This window comes from Eggerthella sp. BIOML-A1 (assembly GCF_009875595.1).
In the GTDB taxonomy this organism is placed as follows: Bacteria; Actinomycetota; Coriobacteriia; order Coriobacteriales; family Eggerthellaceae; genus Eggerthella; species Eggerthella lenta.
The window spans coordinates 26,937-47,339 of sequence record NZ_WWRZ01000003.1 but is presented as its reverse complement, the minus strand read 5'-3'; the positions used below and the strand labels follow the sequence as shown (position 1 = coordinate 47,339).

The 20,403-nt window shown below is 65.8% G+C and carries 21 protein-coding genes; 16 read left to right on the top strand and 5 right to left on the bottom strand.

Translation table 11 applies throughout. The annotated features are described in order from the left end of the window. Positions 1–6 precede the first annotated feature (6 nt). From GT590_RS03780 to GT590_RS03730, 11 genes are read left to right on the top strand one after another with little or no spacing between them, the layout of a single operon-like run. Positions 7–480: a TadE/TadG family type IV pilus assembly protein gene (locus GT590_RS03780; protein ID WP_009608061.1), complete on the top strand. Its 474-nt coding sequence runs from the start codon at positions 7–9 to the stop codon at positions 478–480. Further along, positions 480–953 carry a TadE/TadG family type IV pilus assembly protein gene (locus tag GT590_RS03775; protein WP_086414955.1) on the top strand — a complete coding sequence of 158 codons (474 nt, stop codon included), beginning with the start codon at positions 480–482 and terminating at the stop codon, positions 951–953. The genes GT590_RS03780 and GT590_RS03775 overlap by 1 nt, the downstream gene beginning before the upstream one ends. Continuing rightward, complete coding sequence (locus GT590_RS03770) at positions 950–1,555, top strand: hypothetical protein (RefSeq protein ID WP_114516688.1); 606 nt, start codon at positions 950–952, stop codon at positions 1,553–1,555. Before GT590_RS03775 ends, GT590_RS03770 begins: the two co-directional genes overlap by 4 nt. Positions 1,556–1,595: 40 nt before the next feature. Next, positions 1,596–2,516 (top strand): Flp pilus assembly protein CpaB, encoded by a 921-nt coding sequence (gene cpaB / locus GT590_RS03765; RefSeq protein ID WP_161170909.1) that lies wholly within the window; start codon positions 1,596–1,598, stop codon positions 2,514–2,516. After that, entirely contained in the window at positions 2,500–3,819 is a 1,320-nt protein-coding gene (locus GT590_RS03760) for a CpaF family protein (protein ID WP_114516686.1), read from the top strand. Before cpaB ends, GT590_RS03760 begins: the two co-directional genes overlap by 17 nt. Positions 3,820–3,832: 13 nt before the next feature. Further along, entirely contained in the window at positions 3,833–4,753 is a 921-nt protein-coding gene (locus GT590_RS03755; protein ID WP_114516685.1) for a type II secretion system F family protein, read from the top strand. After that, a complete protein-coding gene (locus GT590_RS03750; RefSeq protein WP_114516684.1) occupies positions 4,750–5,691 on the top strand; it encodes a type II secretion system F family protein in 942 nt (313 codons plus the stop codon). The genes GT590_RS03755 and GT590_RS03750 overlap by 4 nt, the downstream gene beginning before the upstream one ends. 11 nt (positions 5,692–5,702) lie before the next feature. Further along, the gene (locus GT590_RS03745; protein ID WP_226844565.1) at positions 5,703–6,278 is read left to right on the top strand and encodes a hypothetical protein; all 576 of its coding nucleotides are present in this window, start codon (positions 5,703–5,705) and stop codon (positions 6,276–6,278) included. After that, entirely contained in the window at positions 6,268–8,148 is a 1,881-nt protein-coding gene (locus tag GT590_RS03740; protein WP_009608183.1) for an InlB B-repeat-containing protein, read from the top strand. The genes GT590_RS03745 and GT590_RS03740 overlap by 11 nt, the downstream gene beginning before the upstream one ends. 56 nt (positions 8,149–8,204) lie before the next feature. Continuing rightward, entirely contained in the window at positions 8,205–8,390 is a 186-nt protein-coding gene (locus tag GT590_RS03735) for a type II toxin-antitoxin system HicA family toxin (protein WP_009306170.1), read from the top strand. A 30-nt stretch (positions 8,391–8,420) separates the two neighbouring features. Continuing rightward, positions 8,421–8,885 (top strand): helix-turn-helix domain-containing protein, encoded by a 465-nt coding sequence (locus GT590_RS03730; protein WP_009306171.1) that lies wholly within the window; start codon positions 8,421–8,423, stop codon positions 8,883–8,885. Positions 8,886–8,991: 106 nt separating this feature from the next. Here the strand turns inward: GT590_RS03730 and GT590_RS03725 are convergent, their stop codons facing one another. The 3 genes from GT590_RS03725 to GT590_RS03715 are packed head-to-tail and all read right to left on the bottom strand — an operon-like array spanning position 8,992 to position 12,382. Then, positions 8,992–10,227 carry an ABC transporter permease gene (locus GT590_RS03725; RefSeq protein ID WP_009306172.1) on the bottom strand — a complete coding sequence of 412 codons (1,236 nt, stop codon included), beginning with the start codon at positions 10,225–10,227 and terminating at the stop codon, positions 8,992–8,994. After that, positions 10,214–11,434 carry an ABC transporter permease gene (locus GT590_RS03720; RefSeq protein WP_009306173.1) on the bottom strand — a complete coding sequence of 407 codons (1,221 nt, stop codon included), beginning with the start codon at positions 11,432–11,434 and terminating at the stop codon, positions 10,214–10,216. Before GT590_RS03720 ends, GT590_RS03725 begins: the two co-directional genes overlap by 14 nt. 12 nt (positions 11,435–11,446) lie before the next feature. Beyond that, on the bottom strand, positions 11,447–12,382 hold the full coding sequence (locus GT590_RS03715) for an ABC transporter ATP-binding protein (RefSeq protein WP_009306174.1): 936 nt from the start codon (positions 12,380–12,382) through the stop codon (positions 11,447–11,449). A 194-nt stretch (positions 12,383–12,576) separates the two neighbouring features. On the opposite strand from GT590_RS03715, the gene GT590_RS03710 reads away from it, so the two are divergent. Next, positions 12,577–13,677 (top strand): sensor histidine kinase, encoded by a 1,101-nt coding sequence (locus tag GT590_RS03710; RefSeq protein WP_227791294.1) that lies wholly within the window; start codon positions 12,577–12,579, stop codon positions 13,675–13,677. Then, positions 13,674–14,315 (top strand): response regulator transcription factor, encoded by a 642-nt coding sequence (locus GT590_RS03705; protein WP_139912578.1) that lies wholly within the window; start codon positions 13,674–13,676, stop codon positions 14,313–14,315. The genes GT590_RS03710 and GT590_RS03705 overlap by 4 nt, the downstream gene beginning before the upstream one ends. Positions 14,316–14,348: 33 nt before the next feature. Here the strand turns inward: GT590_RS03705 and GT590_RS03700 are convergent, their stop codons facing one another. Together GT590_RS03700 and thrC are read right to left on the bottom strand one after the other, a co-directional pair. Then, positions 14,349–14,693 (bottom strand): winged helix-turn-helix domain-containing protein, encoded by a 345-nt coding sequence (locus GT590_RS03700; protein WP_009306177.1) that lies wholly within the window; start codon positions 14,691–14,693, stop codon positions 14,349–14,351. Positions 14,694–14,734: 41 nt separating this feature from the next. Then, positions 14,735–16,288, bottom strand: a complete 1,554-nt coding sequence (thrC, locus tag GT590_RS03695; protein ID WP_227791295.1) for a threonine synthase — start codon at positions 16,286–16,288, stop codon at positions 14,735–14,737. A 220-nt stretch (positions 16,289–16,508) separates the two neighbouring features. Between thrC and GT590_RS03690 the strand changes: the two genes are divergently transcribed. The 3 genes from GT590_RS03690 (at position 16,509) to GT590_RS03680 (ending at position 20,224) form a co-directional block, all read left to right on the top strand. Beyond that, complete coding sequence (locus GT590_RS03690; RefSeq protein WP_202875968.1) at positions 16,509–17,399, top strand: DNA-processing protein DprA; 891 nt, start codon at positions 16,509–16,511, stop codon at positions 17,397–17,399. A gap of 85 nt (positions 17,400–17,484) precedes the next feature. Further along, the gene (locus GT590_RS03685; RefSeq protein WP_139912580.1) at positions 17,485–18,048 is read left to right on the top strand and encodes a hypothetical protein; all 564 of its coding nucleotides are present in this window, start codon (positions 17,485–17,487) and stop codon (positions 18,046–18,048) included. A 142-nt stretch (positions 18,049–18,190) separates the two neighbouring features. Continuing rightward, positions 18,191–20,224 carry a copper-translocating P-type ATPase gene (locus GT590_RS03680; RefSeq protein WP_161170907.1) on the top strand — a complete coding sequence of 678 codons (2,034 nt, stop codon included), beginning with the start codon at positions 18,191–18,193 and terminating at the stop codon, positions 20,222–20,224. Positions 20,225–20,403: the final 179 nt, after the last annotated feature.

The following is a 20,403-nucleotide window of genomic DNA, read 5'->3' as shown; positions in this document are numbered from 1 at the left end:
AGCGTCGTGGCGTTCGTCATCGCGCTGCCCCTGCTGCTCCTGTTCCTGTTCGCAGTGGTCGATCTGGGGCGCTCTGTGTTCCTGTCCATGGCGCTCGACGACGCAGCGCATGCGGTATGCGAGGCGGCATCGGGTCATCCTGCGGGCGATGTCGCGGAATCGCAGCTGCGCGAGGCGGCTTTCGCTGCGGCGCCGGCGCTCGACCGCGACGATCTGCATCTGGACGTCTCGGTTCGCTATGGCGAGTTCGAGGATCGCCCTTACGAGCATCGGTTCTACAACGAGAGGACGGATGCGTACGACGAACGAACGTCGTTCGCCCGATCGCGGCCGGTCGAGGTCGCGCTCGTGCTCGAGGGCGCGTACCTCACGCCGCTCGGCGCGGGGCTGTCGAGCGGAGGCGAGGGATCCGGTCGGTTCGCGTTCCGCGCCCAGGTTCGCGGCGCGGCCGACGCAACGGTGGAAGGAGGCGCGTGGTGATGAGGGGCGAGCGGGGAAGCGAAGTGGTCCAGTTCGTGATCGTGCTGCCGCTGCTGTTGGCGGTGGTGTTCTCGATCGTGCAGCTTGCGGGCATGACGCTTGCGGCCAGCCAGCTGTCGTCCGAGATCACGCGCGCGTGCCGCCAGCTCGATGCCGCGGGGTTCGAGCTGGCGGCGAACAAGGAGCGGTTCGTCGAAGAGGGCATCCTGGGCGCGTCGACCCAGCTCGACCCCGCTCGCCTGCATGTGGAGCACGTCAGCTGGACGAGCGAGCGGACGAAGCGGGAGCAGCCCGTGCGCGACGGAGGAGCCATCGAAGAGCAGTCCACAGTGATCGAGGCATCGTACGACGTGAGCTATCTGCTGCCCGCCGTCGCCGATCTGCCCGGTCTGGCGGGCCGCGTGCTGAAGCGTCACGTGCGCTGCTCGTTCGTGGATGGGCGTGCGATAGAGATCAGGCAGGAGGGGCTATGAACGCAAGTGATCGTCGGGACGAGCGCGGATCCGCGCTGCCGCTCGTTCTGGTGGCGGCTCTCGCGCTGTTCGCCGTGTTGGCGTTCTCCGTCGATCAGGGCATCGCCTACGCGGCGAAGGCGCGCCAAGAGAACGCGCTCGATGCGGCGCGGGCAGCCTGCATGGACGCATCGTTCGCGCTCGTGGCGAAAAACGCGGACGATCCGGGCCGCATGGTGGCCGACCGCGTCGTCCGCACCGCGCGCGATGCGGGGTTCGAGGGGAAGGCGTCCGTGTGGTTCTACGAAACGCCGGAGGCGAGCGCCTCTTCGACGGAGCGCCACTGGGTCGTCGGGATGCAGTTCGAGGAGGAGTCTCCCACGGTGTTCGCGCGCGGGTACGGCATCGAAGGGCTGCCGGTGGCGTCGTACCGGGTGCTGACGGCGATGCCCTATGCCGGGGAAAAGGTGTGGCGGCCGGAAACGAGGCGCTGCGGACGATACGACTACCCGGCGGGAGCGACTGCGGGCTCATGGACGTACGAGGCGCTGAACTCGCTCGACGCCTTTCCGGCGGAGCTTGCCGAAGCGGCGCGGGCAACGTTGGCCGAGAGCGGGAAATAGGCCGGTTCGATCCGGCGGAAACGAGAGAGAGGAACCGATTATGGTGATGGGCGGCAACGGCGGTGATGCGACGGCGTGGGGCGGAGGCTTCGCAGCGCGGGCTTCGCGGCGTGAAACGGACGAAGGCCCGGCGGCTGGAAGCGTCGGAGGAGGCCGAACGGGATACGGGACGCTTCGGGGAGGCGCGTCGGCTGCAGCGTCGATGCCGGCTGCAGCGGCGGATCGCGCGAAGCCTGCGATATCCAAGCCGCGGAAAGGGGATACCGTCCGGGTCAAACGGCTGGCGACGATCGTCGCCGTCTCGGTAGCGTTGACGGCGGTGTCGGTTTCGTACGGCGTATGGTCCGCCGCCGCGTCGCGCGCGGCGGTGGAGCACGCCACGGCCGGCGCGCTCCCCACGCTGGTGGCTGCCGCGGACATCCGCGCGGGCGACGCTATCACGGCCGAGGCCGTTACCGTGCAGGACGTTCCCGCAACGTACCGGGCGGCTTCGGCGCTCGGCGGCGAGGCGCTCGATGCCGAGGGGCTTGTTGCGGGAGGGCGTGCGATCGTCGATATCCCGGCGGGAACGCAGCTGTCCTCGTCGTTCGTGACGGGGATGGGAGGCGATCGCCTCTCGGCCGAGCTGAGAGCGGGCTTGCAGGCGGTGACGCTCGCGGTGGACGTGGAGACCGGGCTCGCGGGCCACGTGCGGCCCTACGACACGGTGCGCATCGTGTCTGCGGAGGGCGCGTCGGCAGGCGAGGCGTTCCTCGAGACGGTGTGCGAGCGCGCCCGCGTCGTTGCGGTGGGCGACGATGCAACCGGCGTGCAGAGCGGTTCCGCCTCCGTCACGGTGGAAGTGTCGCCCGAGGAGGCTGACGCGGTGCGCGAAGCCCAGTTCGCAGGGAGGGTCAGCCTCGTTCTCGTGGCTGCCGACGATGCGTTCGAGGAGGCGGGCGCCGATGGACAGGACGACTGAGCGCGCGCTCAAGAGAGCCGTGCGCGACGAGGCGGCCGTGCGGCTGCGCGGCGATGCCGTCGGCTCTGACGCGGTCGAGGCGCTCATCCGCCGGCTCGTGGAGGAGATTGCGAGCGAGTCGGGCATTTCGCTACCCCCGTACGAGTTCGAGGGGCTTGCGAGTGCGATGATCGACGACTTTCTCCGCTACGGGCCGCTCCAGCGACTGCTGGAGGACGAATCCGTCACCGAGATCATGGTCAACGGCGGCGGCATCGACCTGGACGATCCGGCGCTGCCTTTTCGCGCCCCCATCGTGTACGTGGAGCGTGCCGGGCGCATCGAGTACCGTCCCGATGTGGAGTTCGACGATGCGGAGCACGTGCGTCGCATCATCAACAAGATCGCCGAACAGTCGGGCAAGCGATGCGACGACGCGCACGCCATGGGCTGCGCGATGCTGCCGGGAGGCCGGGCGCGCGCCACCTACGTGGTGCCGCCCATCGCGCCGGACGGGCCGGCGCTCAACGTGCGCACGTTCTCGTCGAGCATGCTGGGCATGGAGGATCTCGTGCGCATGGGTATGCTGACCGACGGGATGTCGCAGTTCCTTCGCGCGGCGGTGCAGGCGCGCTGCCCGCTTGTGATATCGGGAGGCACCGGATCGGGCAAGACCACCCTCTTGGGCGCTCTCTCTGGGTTCATCCCTCCCGACGAGCGGGTGATCACCATCGAGGACACGCCCGAGCTGCGCCTGCAAACGCCGCATGTGGAGCGGATGCAAACGCGCGAGGCGAACACGGAGGGCGAGGGATCGGTGAGCATGCGCGAGCTGGTGGCGTTGTCGCTGCGTCGTCGTCCCGATCGCATCATCGTCGGCGAGTGCCGCGGCGCGGAGGCGTACGACATGCTGCAGGCGATGCAGACCGATCATCCGGGCTCGATGACGACGGTGCATGCCAACGATCCGGGCAACGCCATCAGCCGCTTGAGGACGATGGTGGGCTACGCCGACGGCGACCTCAGCCGCGAGGTCATCGTCCAGCAGATTGCCGAGTCGTTGCAGGGCGGCCTCGTCGTGCACGTCGAACGCATGCAGGACGGGGCCCGCCGAGTGACCAGCATCGTGGCGATCGATCCGCTTCCCGAAGGGAGCCTCGTCATCCCGCGTGCCGAGCTGTTCGTTTTCGACGTCGAGGGCGTCGATGCGTACGGCGCCGTCGCGGGCGAGTGGCGCGCGTGCGGCGTGCAGCCCCAGCGCATCAAGGAGCGCATGCGCGCATCGGGCGTATGGTACGACCCCGCTTGGTTTTTCGATCGATGAGGAGGGCTGAAGCATGATAGGACTCGTGTTGCCTTGGGCGCTGGTGGCGGCATGCGCTGCGGCGGGCGCTTGGGCGTACGCGCTCGTGCGGCAGGAGCGCGCGGCGTATCGCGGTCGGGTGCTGAGCGATCGCGGTCTCTACGAAGCGGGCGAGGCCGCCGCGACGGAACGGAAGAAGCCGAAGCTTCCGAGGCTCGCCCGCGCGCTGCATGAAGCGGGGGTCGAGACACCGGCTGCGAACTGGGCGGCGGGCGTCGCGGCTATCGCCTTCGTCTCGCTTTCGCTTGCCGCGGCGTTGACGGGAGATCCGGGGATCGGGGCGGTCGTCGGCGCCGCGGCCCTCGCGACGGCGGGCGTGCGGCTGCATGTGCGGCGCTTACGGCGCAGGGAGCTGCTCGACCGGCAGCTCGCCCGCGCGCTTCCCCAGATCGCGGCCAGCGTGCGCAGCTCGCTCACGCTCGAGCGCGCGCTGCGCACGGCCGCGTCGCACGTCGAGGATCCGCTTCGCGAAGAGCTCGCCCGCGTGCTGGCCGACACGGCGTACGGGACGACGCTCGCGACGGCGTTCGAGCGCATGGCGCGCCGAACCGACAGCCCCGACGTGCGCTCGCTCGCCGCGGCCGTCAGGATTCAGCAGCGGTTCGGCGGCGCGGTCGCGCCCGTGCTCGACCTGATCGCCGCGCATGCTGCAGCGCGGCTGCGCACGTCGCGCGAACTGAAGACCGAGCTTGCGGGCACGCGCTTGGCGAAATGGTTCGTCGCGCTCGCCATGCCGGCGATCTTTTTCATCATGTTCACGACGAATGCCGACTTCTCGCAGTTCTATCGGGAACAGCCGCTTGGTTGGATCGTGCTGGGTGTCGCGGGGTGCTCGGAGGCGTTCGGGCTGTTCGCCTGCCAGCGCATCACGGCGATGGATCGGAGCCGAAGGTGATCGCGGGCGGAGCGGGCGCGGCGGTTTGCGCGATGCTCGTTCTGGGGGCGATAGGCGGGCTCGCCGCTTACGAAGCGTTCGTGCGCTACGCGGCTCCCGCGCGTCGCGACGTCGTCGCGCCATCGGCGGCGAGCGCCTCGAAGGATGGCCACCGTGCGGGCGGCGCGTCGCGGCGCCGTCGTGCAACCGAGGCTTTCGGTGCGTTCGCTGCGTTTCTCGATAAACGCGTTCCGCTCACGCGCGCCGACGTCGAATCGAGCCGCGATCGTTTGAGCAGAGCGGGCGTGGAGCTTGAGCCGGAAACATGGAGGAGCGTCCGCGTCGTGTCCGCGTTGGGATGCGCGGGGCTTGCAGGGGTCGCCGCCGCGGGCATGGGCTTCGAACCGCCCGCGTTCGCAGGCGCGGCAGCTTGCTGCGCGGCATGCGGATGGATGGCTCCGTCCTGGGCGCTATCGCGAAGGGAGCGCAACCGAAGGAGGGCGATCGAACTCGCGTTGCCCGACGCGATGGAGCTGCTCGGCATCGCCATCGCGGCAGGCTCTCCGATCGAGCAATGCTTCCGCGAGGTCGCGGAAAGCATGGACGGCCCCCTGGCACGGGAATTCTCGCTCGTCGACAGGGAGGTGAACCTGCTGGGCCGTTCGCGCGAGGAGGCGCTTGAGCACCTGGGGCAGCGGTGCCGCAGCCAGGACGTCAGCGCATTCACCGCCCAGCTGATGCAGGCGGTCAGCCAGGGGTCGTCCTTGACGGAGGGTCTAGCTGTCCAAGCGGCGCTGGCGCGCGAGACGGCGCAAGCGGAGGCGATGGAGCGCATCCGCAAGATGCCGACGAAGCTCGATATCGTGCTGTCGCTGTGCTTTCTGCCGCCCACGGTCGCGCTCGTCGTGGTTCCGACGGTGGTCAATCTGCTGAACTTCTTGAACGATTCGATGGGATGAGGGGGCATCACGTGAGACGAGCGAACAAAGGGATGGATCCTGAAAGGCGGGTCGTCTGCGGCATCGCGGCCGTCGTTGCGGTCGTGGTGGCGTCCGTCGCGTTCTTCGGCTGGAGGGCGTGCGGGCGCTCCGTCGATGCCGTAGGCGTCGACGGAGCTGCGATCGAACTGAAGGTTAACTTGCGATGCGACGGCTGGTCGTCCGAGAACACCGGGCTGGGAGTGTTCGTGTCGGGTACGCAGATCGACGGGGCGACCTGCGACGAGCAGCTCGTGTTCGAGGGGTCGGGCGTGCAGACCGCCTACCTCGGCGCGGGTTCGTACGAGATCGTCCCGCAGCTCCCGTCGCTCATGTTGCGCGACGGCACCGTGCTCGCCGCAGGCGATGCGGTCGCGCGCGACTACGGCGAGGGCTCTTCCGCAGCCGACGATCTCGAGATCGCGTACGCGGCGATCGACGCGCGCGACCTGTCCGAGGACGAGTTGCGCGCCGTCGCCGATTGCAGCTTCGTCTTCGAGGACGATGCGAACGCGGCGTTCGAGCGCGCTTTGGAGCGGAAGAGCGGGGAGGCGGACCATGAAGCGTGAGGTGCATCGCGTGGTGCGCACGCTGTTGGCCGCCGCCGTGCTTTTGGGAGCCAGCTTCGGCCTCGCCGCCCTGGAGACGGGCGAGGCGTTCGCGTACTCGTATAGGACCACGGATACAAAGACCATCTACAATCGAGCTTGGATCAGAGCGGACGCATCAGCGAACTACCTCGAGCTCATCGGCTCCGATCCCATCGGACCGCGCTTCGACATGCCCAGTTGGAACGCCCCCGGCGGCATCCATTCTCGCATCGAGGCGTATCGGTTCGCCGTATGGAGCGCCGCGAACGGTCAGGACGACCTTGTCTGGTACACCGGCGACAACGGTCGCTGGACGCGAGCGGGCGCCGTGATGGGAAGCGGCAAGCTCGACGGCAGCGGCAACGGCAACGGGTTCGGGTGCATCGCCACCTACGGTTACGGATGGGGAGGCTCCGTCATATCGAAGCACGGCGGGTTCGATGCGCTCATGTACTGCCATGTATACCTTCTGAATACGGACTACGGCTTGAATTGCTACGGGTCCGTTGATTTCTGGCCGCGCGTCAAAATACAGTACGACGCGAACGGCGGAAGCGGCGCGCCGGCTGCGCACTACAAGTACATCGGCACCACGGCGAACATCTCGTCGCAGAAGCCCACAAGGACGGGTTACACGTTCGAGGGGTGGTCGACGACGAAAAACGGCGCGGTGAACATCGCACCCGGCCAGAAGATTGGATACGAAGACTGGAACCTTCTGCAGTGCAGCAACATCCCGCACGATTGGGCGGGAAGCAGCCCGACGGCGTTCTTCCGCGACGAGGCTGCTGGGCAGCCGTCGCCTTCGGGGTCGAACATCATCCCGCTGTACGCAGTGTGGAAGCCGATATCCTACACCGTGTCCTACAACGGCAACGGCGCGACGGGCGGCAGCACCGCGTCGTCGTCGCACGTGTACGACGCGGCGCGCTCTCTCACGGCGAACGGTTTCCGACGCAGCTACACGCTCACCTGCGACGCGCAGGGAGGCTCGGCAGGCGTGAAGCGGCTGGACTGCACTTGGGGCTGGAAGTCATGGAACGAGCGTGCCGACGGAACCGGCTCGTCGTACGGGAACAAGGCCTCCGTCAAGAACCTTCGCGCGACGACGGGAACGACGAACCTCTACGCGCAATGGGACGAGGGTTACGTCGAGCTTCCCGATCCGGGGACGAAATCCGATTGCACGTTCAAGGGGTGGTACGACGCTCCTTCGGGCGGGTCGTTGATCGGCAAGACGGGCGATCGGGTTTCCGTCGCGTCGAGCACGACCTACTATGCGCGATGGCAGCCGTATGCGCGCATCGCCTACTACGCCGACGGAGCCGACGGGGCGGTGTTCTCGGAGTCAGTCGAGGCGGGATGCGCGTATCGGTCGAACAGCCAGGCGACGGCCCAGGCGACGAAGGCCGATTGCGCGGGTTTCGACGGCTGGTACCTCGACGCCGCGTGCACCCGGCCCTTCGCCGAAGGCTCGATCGTGCCCGAGGCGGGTCTCTCGCTGTACGGACGCAACCGCGTGACGGTTTCGTACGCCCTGACCGATCGCACCGTCGCGTTGTTCGCCGACCGAGAGCTTTTCGCTGACGAGGCGCGGCTCGAGCCGCTCGCCCGCATAGAGCCGCCTCCGTCGCGCGAGCTGTTCTACGGCGATCGCCTTTCGTTCGATCGGGGGAGCAGCGTGTGGTTCCAGCAGCACGACCGCATGCGCGAGGCAACGTGCGAGGCGGGCGCCTACCCGACGGCCGCAGGCGAGGGCGCTCCCGCCCGATCGGCCCGCATCACCGGCAACACTGTTGCGTACCTGCAATGGTCGGTTCCCGTGTACGACGGCATCGCGCTTTCCTAAACCTTACGCTTGCGTAATACTAACGTTGGAGTTATAGTTCGAGAGGAGCAGATCGCATGCCGCCGAAACCGTTCGAGATATATCGTCGACTGCTCAGAGAGGGCTGGCAGGACGTCGGAGGAGGCAAAGGCTCTCATCGGAAGCTGAAGCGGGGAGACCGAACGATCATGCTGCCGCTTCGTCGGAAAGAGCTGCCGAAGGGATTATGGGAGAGCATCCGCAAAACCGCTCGGTGGCGCTGAGGTGTGAAAAAGCGCGAGAGAGGACGAACCATGCGTTACATGTATCCTGCGATTTTCACGGAGAACGAGTTGGACGGCTATAGCGTGCAGTTCGTCGATTTCGAGAACGGCTACACCTGCGGTGACGACATGGAAGATGCCGTCGCGATGGCTGCGGAAGTCCTCTGGCTCCTCATCGACGACTACCTGCAGCTCGACAAGCCTCTGCCGAAGCCGACGTACCCGATCGAGCACGAAGGCCTGCTGGTCGCTCTATCGGTCGACGTCGATACCGAGCGGGGCGTGCTGACCACGAAGATGGCGGCGCACCTGCTCGGCGTGAGCGATGCCCGCGTGCGCCAGATGATCTGCTCGGGCCAGCTTGCCGCCAAGAAGCAGGGCCGCGACAACTACGTGTACCTTTCCAGCGTGAAGGAGCGTCTGAACAACCCGCCGAAGCCGGGCCGCCCGCGCAAGAGCGACCGCCTCGAAAGCGTCGCGGAAACGGCTTCGTAGCGCGAGGGCTAGACTCCAGCAGTCAGGCAGGAACGTTCTCCCGGACCGATGGCGAGGGCGGGGCCCTCGCCATCGACCGACGCGGTTCCCGCCCTCGCTCGTGCGCCTACCCGTGCGTGGCGTGCGCCGCAGCGGCATTGCCCCCGGCTTCCGAGCTCTGCACGCGCAGCCGTCCCGCCACCAGCGCCACCGCGAATATCGCCGCCGTGAACAGCAGCATCACGCCCATGTTCTCCAGAATGGGTATCACCGCCTCCGGCGTGGCCGCGCCCATGTCGGCCGCTGCTTGCAGCGCGCCCGTGTACCAGTAGGCGGGCGAGAAGTGCGCCAGCATTTGCACGGACGGATCCAGCAGGTCGAACGATATCCAGGCGCCGCCCAGAAACGAGATCACCATGCCCAGGATGTTGCCCAAGGCGTTGCTGGCGAATTCTCCCACGCCCAGCTGACCCAGCAGGTAGCCCACCGAAAGCGGGATCGTGGCGAACACGAACGACGCCGCGACCATCAGCGCGAGCCCCGGACCGCTGATCATCGACGTAGCCTCATGGAACACGGTGAATCCCAAACAGATCGTCCACAGCCACACCGCCGTCATGACCAGCAGGCTGCTCGCCGCCAGCTGCAGCCCGTAGGACAGGGACGGCAGCGGCGACACGAGGTTGCGTCGGCGCAGATCGGTGCGGTTGAGCGTGGTCATCATCACGCCGACGCACACGATGATGGAGGCGAACAGGGTGTAGGTGCCCCATTGGAGGAAGAACACGAACCGCTGCGCCTCGGACGAGGTTCCGCCCACTTCCACGCTGTCCGTTTCCGCCGATTCGGCCATGGCCTCGGCTGCGTGCTGCACGATATCGCCCTGCGAAGCCGATCCTTCGAGGCCGGCGTACGCGCCCGCGATGCCCAGGTACGAATTCACCATCTGGTCCATCAGGCTGCCCTCGGTGGAGTAGAAGCTGTACACCGTCTCGAGCGTCGGCAGCTCGTCGCCGGTGCGCGCGGCTTCCACGAACGCGTCGCCGAACCCTTCCGGAACGATGAGGATGTACGAGCTCTGACCCTTGGCCACGGCGTCTTGCAACGCCATCTGGCTGTCTTCGATGGGAACTTCGATGCCCTGCTCCCGCAAGTAGGCCGCCAACCCGTCCGACAGCGCGCTTCCGTCGCGATCGATCACGGCGAACTTCGTCTCGTACGGCGAGAACTCGCTGTCGTTCGTGCCGCCGAACGTCAGGCCGCTTGCGATGAACACGCCCATCATGCTCAGGAAGCCGGCGTACACGATGAGGTACATCGGGTGCCGCAGCACCGTCTTGATCGCGGTTTTAAAGACTTGCATAGCGCTGCCTCCTTATGAACAGAGCCGACGCGGCGAACAGTACCGCAGCCATGGCCAGCAGGATCAGGATGTGCTCGATCGTGCGCTGGTAGGTGTCGTAGTACATGATGCTGTAGAACGCTTGGGATATCTGCACGGCCGGGTTGACCAGCTGCGCCGCGGGCACCGCCGCGTTCACGGTATCGGCCAGCTTCATCGTGGGCGAGCCGTACAGCCCGGCGAACAGCGAGGCGAAGCACACGATGCCGGACAGCATGCCGCCCTTCACGCTTTCGTCGATCTTCGGCAGCGAGCCCAGCAGCGTGCCGAACGCCGTCGCCGTCAAGGCCGCGGCGGCGATCACGGCGATGCATATCGCATCTCGTCCGCCGAAATCCACGCCGGCGACGAACCGGATGTACAGATACGCGATGGCGATGCAGGCGAACGTCAGCACCCAGCTGGCGGCCAGCGTCGCCGTCAGCGTCTTCGCGCGGCTGAGCGCTCCCACGGCGCGCCGCGCCCCCAGCGCGCTCAGGTTCGGCTGCGTGCGGCAGATAGCGATCATCCCGATCTGCCCACCGAACAGTGCCGCCATGCCCAGCAATGCGAAGAAGTAGCGCACGGATTCTTTGGGCGGGTTCTGCGTGACGTCGATCTTCTCGGTGAGATCGCCGGCGTCCAGCAGCTTTTCCACCGCCGCCATGTCGGCCAGCGCGGCGGGGTTCTCGGCGGCGACGTCTTCGATGAGCGCCGCGTTGCGCACGTATCCGTCGCCGATGGTCTTCAAGATGGACTGGTAGGCGCTGTCCAGCGAGTCGGGCGTGACCCCCGCCTTCACGTGCACGGTGGGCATGCCGTCGGCGTCAACCGTGAAATACCCGGCCGCTCCATCGCCCGAGATGTTGAAGTAGCCCGCTCCTGCGGCATCGTTTCCGCTCATGAGATCGCGCGCCTCCTGCTCGGTGGCTACGCGCGCCACGTCGAGCATCTGGTCGGCTCCCGGCTCCGCCAGCGTGTCGATCATCTCCGAGAACCCCGGCGCCGCGTCGTAGTTCTCGTCGGCCACCACCGCGGTGGGGATGGGCTCGAACTGCCCCGCCTCGTCCAGGTTCGCGAACATGAACACGAACATCGTGGACAGGATCAGGGGAAACGCCAGCGACCAGATGAACACGCTCTTCTCGCGCACCAGCGCGAGCAGTGCGCCTTTGAATACGTTGAACATGATGTCCGCCCCCTAATCGCGCAGCTCGGTGCCGGTGATCTCGAGGAACACGTCGTTCAGCGTCGGCGGCTCGGCGTAGATGCGCCCGAACTGCGCGCCGTCACGCTGCAGCACGGCCAGCACGTCGCTTACGTTGTGCGTGCCGTTCTGGCAAGCCAGTTCCAGCGTGCCTTCGCGGTAGAGCGTGCGGGTGACATGGGGCAACGCGTCCAGGCGCGCCAACGTGGCTTCGTCCAGCTCGGGCACGTCGATCTGGATCTTCTCGCCCGTGCCGATCATGGCCTTGAGCTCGGCGTTCGTGCCCGTGGCCAGCGCCTGGCCGTGGTCCATGATCATGATGCGCGTGCAGATCTCCTCGACTTCCTCCATGTAGTGGCTCGTGTACACCACGGTGGAGCCTTGGCGGTTCATATTCTGGATGCCTTCGAGGATGGCGTTGCGGCTTTGCGGGTCCACGGCCACGGTAGGCTCGTCGAAGAAGATGAGCTCGGGCTTGTGCGCGATGCCGCATGCGATGTTCAGGCGACGCAGCAGGCCGCCCGAGAGTTTCCGCGGGCGGAACTTCTCGTAGTCCTCCAGGCCGACGAACGCGATGGCCTCGTCAACAAGGTCGCGGCGCTTCGCGCGGTCGTTCACATACAGCGCGCAGAAGTAGTCGATGTTCTCGCGCACGGTCAGCTCCTCGAACACGGCCACGTTCTGCGGCACGATGCCGATCCTGCGCTTCAAATCGTAGCTGGACGGGCGCATGGTCTGGCCGAACAACTCGATAGTGCCCTTGTCGTAGGTCAGCAGCTGCAGGATGCAGTTGATGGCGGTGGTCTTGCCCGACCCGTTCGGTCCTAAAAGGCCGAACACTTCGCCCGATTCGATGTGCAGGCTGAAATGATCGAGCGCCAGCACCTCGTTGTAGCGCTTGACCAAGTTGTCGACGGCTACGATGTTCATGGTTCCTCCTCGTGGCGGTTCCGTTCCGCGATTTCGTCGTTGACATCATCATGCCCCTGCGACGGTTTCCGCGTAAGTGTGCGGCGTCATCGGTCCCGCCCGAAGCCATGACATTTGTCACGAACCTCGCCGCGCTCCGTCTTTTGCCGCTTCCCGCGCCGCGTTCCGCCTCGCCGCCCGCTATACTGATGGCCATGGATCGGGTCATCGACGAAATCATCCTCGTCGCGCTGTGCTTGCTGCTGCTGCCGTTCGCGACGTTCTCCGGCGCGCATGTCGCGGCGCTCTTGTGCGCCATCGTGACAGCGTGCTGCTTCGACGTGTACCCGCACGCGCGGCTTCGCTTCGCGGCGGCGGGCGCGTACGAGCTGGCGGCGCTGTTCGTCCCGGAGTTCTCCGTGTTGCTGCCGGTCGTCGCGTACGTGCTGTTCGGCGAGCGGTTCTGGCTCGTGCGGCTGTCATGGATCCTGCCGCTGGCAGCCGCGTTGCGCACCCAGGACGTCCTGCTCGTCCCCGTGGCCGTGCTGTGCGCAGCGGCCTGCCTCATGGCGTGGCGCACGGAGCGCGCGGACGAGGAGCGCGAACGCTACCGCGCCCTGCGCGACGAGCAGCAGGAGGCGTCGCTGTCGCTGGCGAACAAGAACCGCGAGCTCATGGCCGCGCAGGATTACGAGGTGCGCCTGGCCACCCTGTCCGAGCGCAGCCGCATCGCCCGCGAGATACACGACAACGTGGGCCATCTGCTCACGCGCTCGGTGCTGCAGGTGGAGGCGCTCCAGGTGGTGCACGCCGACGACGAGCGCGTGCGCGGCGAGCTGGAAGCGGTGGGCGCGACGCTGCACGAGGCCATGGACACCGTGCGCAAGAGCGTGCACGACCTGCACGACGACGCGTTCGACCTGCGCGCGCGGCTGGACGGCGTCATCGGCGCCTGCGGCTTGGACGGCGTGCGCCTCGTGTACGACGTGCAGGACGTGCCGCTGCCCGTGGCCTACGGCGTGGTGTCCATCGTGCGCGAGGCGCTGTCGAACGTGGCGAAGCACAGCGATGCCACGCGCGTGGACGTGTCGGTCATCGAGTACCCGGCGCTCTACCAGCTCGTCGTGCAGGACAACGGCTCGCGCGATGGCGAGCGCTCCGCGTCGGCGGATGCCGCGCCCGCGCACGCCGGCATCGGCTTGCAGACGATGGAGGAACGCGTGGGTTCGCTGGGCGGGCGCCTCCGCACCGGCTACCGCAAGGGCTTCCGCGTGTTCGCCACCATACCGAAGGAACCATCGAAGGAGAAGGCATGATCAGGACGCTTATCGTCGACGACGACCCGTTCGTGCGGATGTCGCTGCAGACCATCCTCGAAGCGCAAGACGACGTGGAGGTGTGCGCGCTCGGCGCCGACGGCGACGAGGCGGTCGAGCTGTTCGAGCGCGAACGGCCCGACGTGCTGCTCATGGACATCCAGATGCCGGGCGCCGACGGCCTCGGCGCGGCCGAGCGCATCCTGGGCGCGCACAAGCACGCGCGCATCGTGTTCCTCACCACGTTCTCCGACGACGAGTATATCGTGCGCGCCCTGCGCCTGGGGGCGAAGGGCTACCTCATCAAGCAGGAAGTGGCCACCATCGCGCCGGCTTTGCGCACGGTCATGGCCGGCCAGAGCGTGCTCGGCGGCGAGGTGCTCGATCGCATGGACGCCCTTATGAGCCGGGGGCCCGCATGCGCGGAGAGCGCGCCGTGCGGCGAGATAAGCGGCGGCCTCACCGAGCGCGAATCTGCCATCGTGGAGCTGGTGGCCGAGGGTCTCGATAACAAGGAGATCGCCGGAAGGCTGTACCTCAGCGAGGGCACAGTGCGCAACCACATCAGCGCCATCCTCCAGAAGCTCGATCTGAAGAATCGCACCCAGCTGGTCGTCCGCTACTACCGCGACCGCTGAATGAGACAGGGGAATGAGACAAAGGGACGGGGGCTACTTGAACGCCGCTTCGAACAGCTCCTCGGCTTCTTTCTGCAGCTTCTCTTCGATGGCGAGGTACGTATCCAAAAGCTTGTTGCCGGCTTCGGTCAGGTCGCTGCCGTGAGCGCCGTCGCGGTTCAGCAGCTGCAAGTCGAGCGCCGCCTCGGTGTCCTTGATGATGCGCCAGGCCTTGCTGTAGGCCATGCCCATGCCCTTGGCAGCGGCGTTGAGCGAGCCGGTTTCGCGCACGCCCAGGCACAGGCTGGCGATGCCGCGGCCGAACAGAGAGCCGCTTTCGGCATCCGGGTTCATGATGGAAAGCCTGATCGTCGGCTTCAGGTTCGCAAGGTCGCTCATGGGATTCCGTCCTTTGCTTGTTGCTTGCGCATGCATGCGCGTCAGTCGTCCAGGTGCTCGAGGAAACGCAGTGCCGCCGCCTCGATGTCGTTCGTGCCGCCGTCGATGACCTCGTCGAAGCGGATGGGAAGCGCGTCCAGCTCAGCCAGGCCGTGGGGGATGTCGTCGACGCCCGTCTCGCGCGCGATCAGCTCGTTCAGCTTGCAGCCCGACAGCGCGGCCACGTCGTCGGGCAGCGACGCGCCCGGCTCGATGCCGTGCAGCGCGCGGTACACGTTGTCGCCGAACTTGGCCCAGTGCGCCGTGCTCGCGATGAGCACGGGGTTCTCGCCCCGAAGGTTCTCGGCGGTCTGGTAGGCCACGGCCGTGTGCGGGTCCAGCAGGTAGCCGTGCTGCTCGAACACGCGCTTGATGGTGTCCAGGCACGTGGCGTTGTCGATGGAGTCCGACGCGAACAGCTCCCGCACGCGGCCGAAGGTCTCTTCGTCCACGCGGAAGCGGCGCTGCTCGCGCAGGTCGGCCATCCAGCCGGCTATGGCGGCGGCGTCGCGTCCCGTGAGCTCGAACAGCTGACGCTCCAGGTTCGACGAAACGAGGATGTCCATGGACGGCGAGGGCGTCAGCACGAAGGGGCGCTCGGATATGTCGTAGGTGCCCGTGTTGATGAAGTCGGTGAGCACGCGGTTCTCGTTGCTGGCGCAGTACAGCATGCCCAGCGGCACGCCCATGCGCTTGGCGTAGTAGGCGGCCAGGATGTTGCCGAAGTTGCCCGTGGGCACGCATACGTCCAGCTCGTCGCCCAGGTTCAGTTTGCCGTCGGCCGCCAGCTGCGCGTAGGCCGACACGTAGTACACGATCTGGGGCATGAGGCGCCCCCAGTTGATGGAGTTCGCGCTGGAAAGAGCGATGCGGTGCTCGTCCTGCAGCTTCTTCGCAAAGGCCTCGTCGCCGAACACGTTTTTCGCGCCCGTCTGGCAGTCGTCGAAGTTTCCGCGCACGCCCCATACCTGCACGTTGCGCCCGCGCTGCGTGGCCATCTGCTTGAACTGGATGTCGCTCACGCCGCCGTCGGGGTACATCACGCCGATGCTTACGCCGTCGACGTCGCGGAAGCCCTCGAGCGCGGCTTTGCCCGTGTCTCCCGAGGTGGCTACCAGGATGAGGAAGTCGTGGTCGAGCTTGCCCTGCTCGCGCAGCTGGGCGGCGCTTGCGGAGAAGAAACGCGGCAGGCACTGCAGCGCCATGTCCTTGAACGCGCTCGTGGGGCCGTGCCATAGCTCCAGCACGTGGGTGTCGGCCGAAAGCGACGTGATGGGGCAGATGCGCTCGTCGTCGAAGTTGTCGCCGTAAGCCTGGGCCATAAGCGCTTCGACGGTTTCGGCGGGCAGATCCACGTCGAACGCCCGGTAGATGCGCACCGCGCGCTGGGCGTACGGCAGCTCGGCCAGCGCTCCGATCTCGTCGAGGGAAAGCTCGGGGATGCGCTCGGGCACGTACAAGCCGCCGCCCGCGGCCAGGCCATCGATGACGGCTTCCGTAAAGGTGACGGGGCGCTCGCTTTGCCCGCGCGTGTCGGAGTAGAGGTTTTGAGCCATGTCCTGCACTTTCATCCGTGTTCCGCCGAACTGGTATCGCGTCTCAGTATACTATGCTGGGAATTGTCCTGGCGGCAGAATCGGCTATCGACCATACAAACCTGGACACCGTTCGGATGGGTTTTTCAGAAACGATGATTCGATATTGAGGAACAAACGTTCGCGATATTGTGATACCATAGTATAGTTGTTTTTGGCCGGTGAAAGGAGGGTTGCCACCGTGGGCTTGAGTGAAGATATGTTTGGGCAGGTGGCAATCTCGCCTTATAACGAGCTGATCGCATACGAGTTTCTCTATTCACGAAAAGGCGCGTCGTTGAAAAGAATCGTGGAAGAGACGGTCGCTGCTCAGAAGCTTCCTTCCGAAGTTTTCTACGAGCGATTCGGCATGGTTACGCCAGACGATCTCGCGGAAGTCGAGCAGTACGTAGAAACAAAGCTCGGCTCGTTTTCGGTAGCAATCAACAATACCCCTTCCTGGCCGGATAAACTGAAGGACTCTGCAAGGCCGACGCCTGTTTTGTACTATCGTGGCGATATCGGGTTGATGGAAGCCCCGAACATCTCTATCGTGGGCGCCCGAAAAGCCAGCACGGACGGTAAGCGCCGCGCCGCTCTTCTTGCGAAACAGCTTGTCGAACGCAACGTGGTGATCACGACGGGGCTTGCCTTGGGAATAGACACGGCTGCGACGCGTTCGGCTATCGAGCACGGTGGCAAGGCGATAGGGGTTATCGGCACCCCGGTCGACGTGCATTATCCGAAGGAGAATATCCAGCTGCAAGATGCGATTTCGCGGGAGCATCTGCTCGTGAGCCAGGTTCCGTTTTACCGGTATGCGAATCAGCCGTTCAAGACGAAAAGATACTACTTTCCTGAAAGAAACGAACTCATGGCGGCGATATCCGATGCGACGGTTATCGTCGAGGCTTCGGACACGAGCGGTACTCTTACGCAGGCAAAAGCATGTCTTCATCAGGGAAGGCCCCTGTTCATCATGCGTTCGTGCGCCGAGAACGAAGAGGTGACCTGGCCGAGCAAGTTCTTGTCTTGCGAAGGAGTGCACGTTCTCGACGACGTAAATCAAATCACGAGTATCTTGGGTATCTGACATGGGGACGGGATGGTCGCGTGTAGACCGTGCGGTTCATGGAGGAGCCCATAACCTGACCGGGCGCGACCAATGCTATTTCTACATGGATCGACAACGCGGGGGCTGGGACAAGTCGGAAGCGAACCAGCTCATTTTCAATTTCAAGAAAAGACTCGAGCGCAGGGGCTGTCCCGATTGGCATTACAAAACAGAGGCGATCGAGAAGTTCAGCGACGATGTTGCACGTCTGCTTGGTCGATTTGCATGGAGGGGAAGGCGCCCGGTTCTTGTTCCTATGCCAACATCGAAATGTAGATCCGATGACGCTTATGATGATCGAATCGTACGCGTTGCACAGAAGGCGTCTGAAAAATCTGGAATCGATTATCACGAGGTGTTCGATCTCGGGGATACGATGGTTTCTGCCCATTTTGGCGGAACGCGATCCGTGGGCGTCATTCAGGACAACCTGATTCTGATGGATGGCGCGTATCGGCTTTGCGACTACGACGTCTGCCTTTTAGTGGATGACGTTCTTACGACGGGCGCGCATTTCAGAGCGTGTAAAGAAGTCTTGCAAAATGAGTATCCGCAGATGATCGTTATTGGCGTGTTCTGGTCGAAGCAGTTGCCCGACGAATACGATTATGGTGTGAGCGTCTTCTAAGGTTTGATCTTACGTCAACCGATAAGTCTGTTTGGCTGCCGCTCGGATACCGTTCTACGACGAAACCCGCAGTCTCTTCCCGATCGCCGCCTTCGCGCTACCATCGTGTTTTTAAACGGAACACGGACAGCAAGGAGCGTGAATGGGCGAGCCCGCGAACAGAGGACGAGGATCCTCCTCCGGCGGCATGATGATGCACGGGGCGAACCTCAAGCGGCGCTTCTTCGTGAGCCTCGTGCTGACGATCCCCGTTCTGCTGCTGTCGTCCCCGATGGGGCTCGCGCTGCCCATCACGCTGTCGTTCCCCGGCTCGGACTGGCTCGTGGCCGTGCTAGCCACGGTGTTGTTCGCCTACGGCGGCTGGCCGTTTCTGCGCGGCGCGGCGGACGAGTTGCGCCGTCGTGCGCCCGCCATGATGACGCTCGTGGCGCTCGGCATCACCACGGCCTACGTCTACAGCATGTACGCGTTCGTCATGGGATCCGTCCTGCACGCGGACGACATGCGCATGGACTTCTTCTGGGAGCTGGCCACGCTCATCGTCATCATGCTGTTGGGCCATTGGATCGAGATGCGGGCCGTCATGGGCGCGGGCGACGCGCTCAAGGAAATGGCCGAGCTGCTGCCGGCGCAGGCCCACGTGTTGCAGGAGGACGGCTCCTACGCCGACGTGCCGCTCGACGAGGTGCAGGTGGGACAGACCGTCATGGTCGAGGCGGGGGAGAAGGTGCCAGCCGACGGCGAGGTGACAGACGGCTCGTCGTCCGTCAACGAGGCGCTGGTCACCGGCGAGGCGCGCGCTGTGGAGGCGGAGGCGGGCGACATGGTGTTCGGCGGTTCGCAGAACGGCGACGGCACGCTGTACGTGCGCGTCACCGGCACCGGCCAGTCGGGCTACCTCGCCCAGGTCATGCGGCTCGTCTCGGAGGCGCAGCAGGAGAAATCGCACGCCGAGGTCCTGTCCGACAAGGTTGCGCGCTGGCTGTTCTACGCAGCCGTGGCCGTGGGTCTTGCCGCGTTCGCCGCGTGGCTCGTCGTCACGCGGAGCGTCGACGATGCGGTCACGCGCATGGTCACCGTGTTCGTCATCGCGTGCCCGCACGCGCTGGGCCTGGCCATCCCGCTCGTGGCGGCGCGCTCGACCTCGCTGGGCGCGCGCAACGGCCTGCTCGTGCGCCGCCGGCGCGCGCTCGAGACGGCGCCGCGGGTGAACGTGGTGATGATGGACAAGACGGGCACGCTCACCGAGGGAGATTTCCGCGTGGCCGAGGTGCGCGCGGCAGGAAAGCGGGAGGGCTCCGCGTCAGGATCCGATGCCGACGAGTGCGTGCTCGCGCTCATGGCGGGCCTCGAGCAGTCGTCGTCGCACCCCCTGGCCGCCAGCATCGTGGCGGAAGCGCGCGAGCGCGGCGTGCGGCCCGTTGACGTGCGCGACGTGCAGGCCGTGGCCGGCGTCGGCGTGAAGGGAACGCTCGACGACGGCTCGCATGCCCTCATCGCGAACGCTCGCTACCTGGACGAGCAGGGCATCCCCTACGAGCGCGCCGCATTCGACGAGCTTGCGGGTCGGGGGCTCACCGTCAGCTACCTCGTCGTCGACGGCGAGGTGTGCGGCGTCGCGGCCCAGGGCGACCAGATCAAGCCCACCGCGCGCCAGGCGGTGCGAGAGCTCAAGGCGCGCGGCGTCGTTGCGGTCATGCTGACGGGCGACAACGAGGCGGCGGCCCGCTCGGTGGCGCGCACGCTCGGCATCGACGAGTTCCGCGCCGGCCTGCTTCCACAGGACAAGGTGAAGCTCGTGCAGCAGCGCCGCGATGCGGGCGATGTGGTGATGATGGTGGGAGACGGCATCAACGACGCTCCCGCGCTGGCCCGCGCCGACGTGGGCGTGGCCATCGGCGCGGGCACCGATGTCGCCATCGACTCCGCCGACGTCGTGCTCGTGAAAAGCGATCCCGAGGACATCGTGCGCCTGCTCGACCTCGGCACGAACACCACGCGCAAGATCAAGCAGAACCTGTGGTGGGGCGCCGGCTACAACATCGTGGCCATCCCGCTTGCCGCCGGCGTGCTTGCTCCGGTGGGTATCCTGCTCAGTCCTGCCGCAGGCGCGGTCCTCATGAGCCAGTCCACGGTCATCGTCGCCGTCAACGCCATGACCCTCAAGAGCGACTGAGGCGACGAAAGCCCGCTTCGCTCGACATATTCAGGCAGCGGAAAGGTCGGGCGCTCGTCGCTTCTCGGGTCGTTCGGCGCTTGCCGCCGCGCTCCGTGCGACGTCTCGTCAACGGCTTTGCGGAAAAAAGTTAACCAGGGCTTCCATTTTTCGGGCGCTTGCTCTATCATGCATTTGTT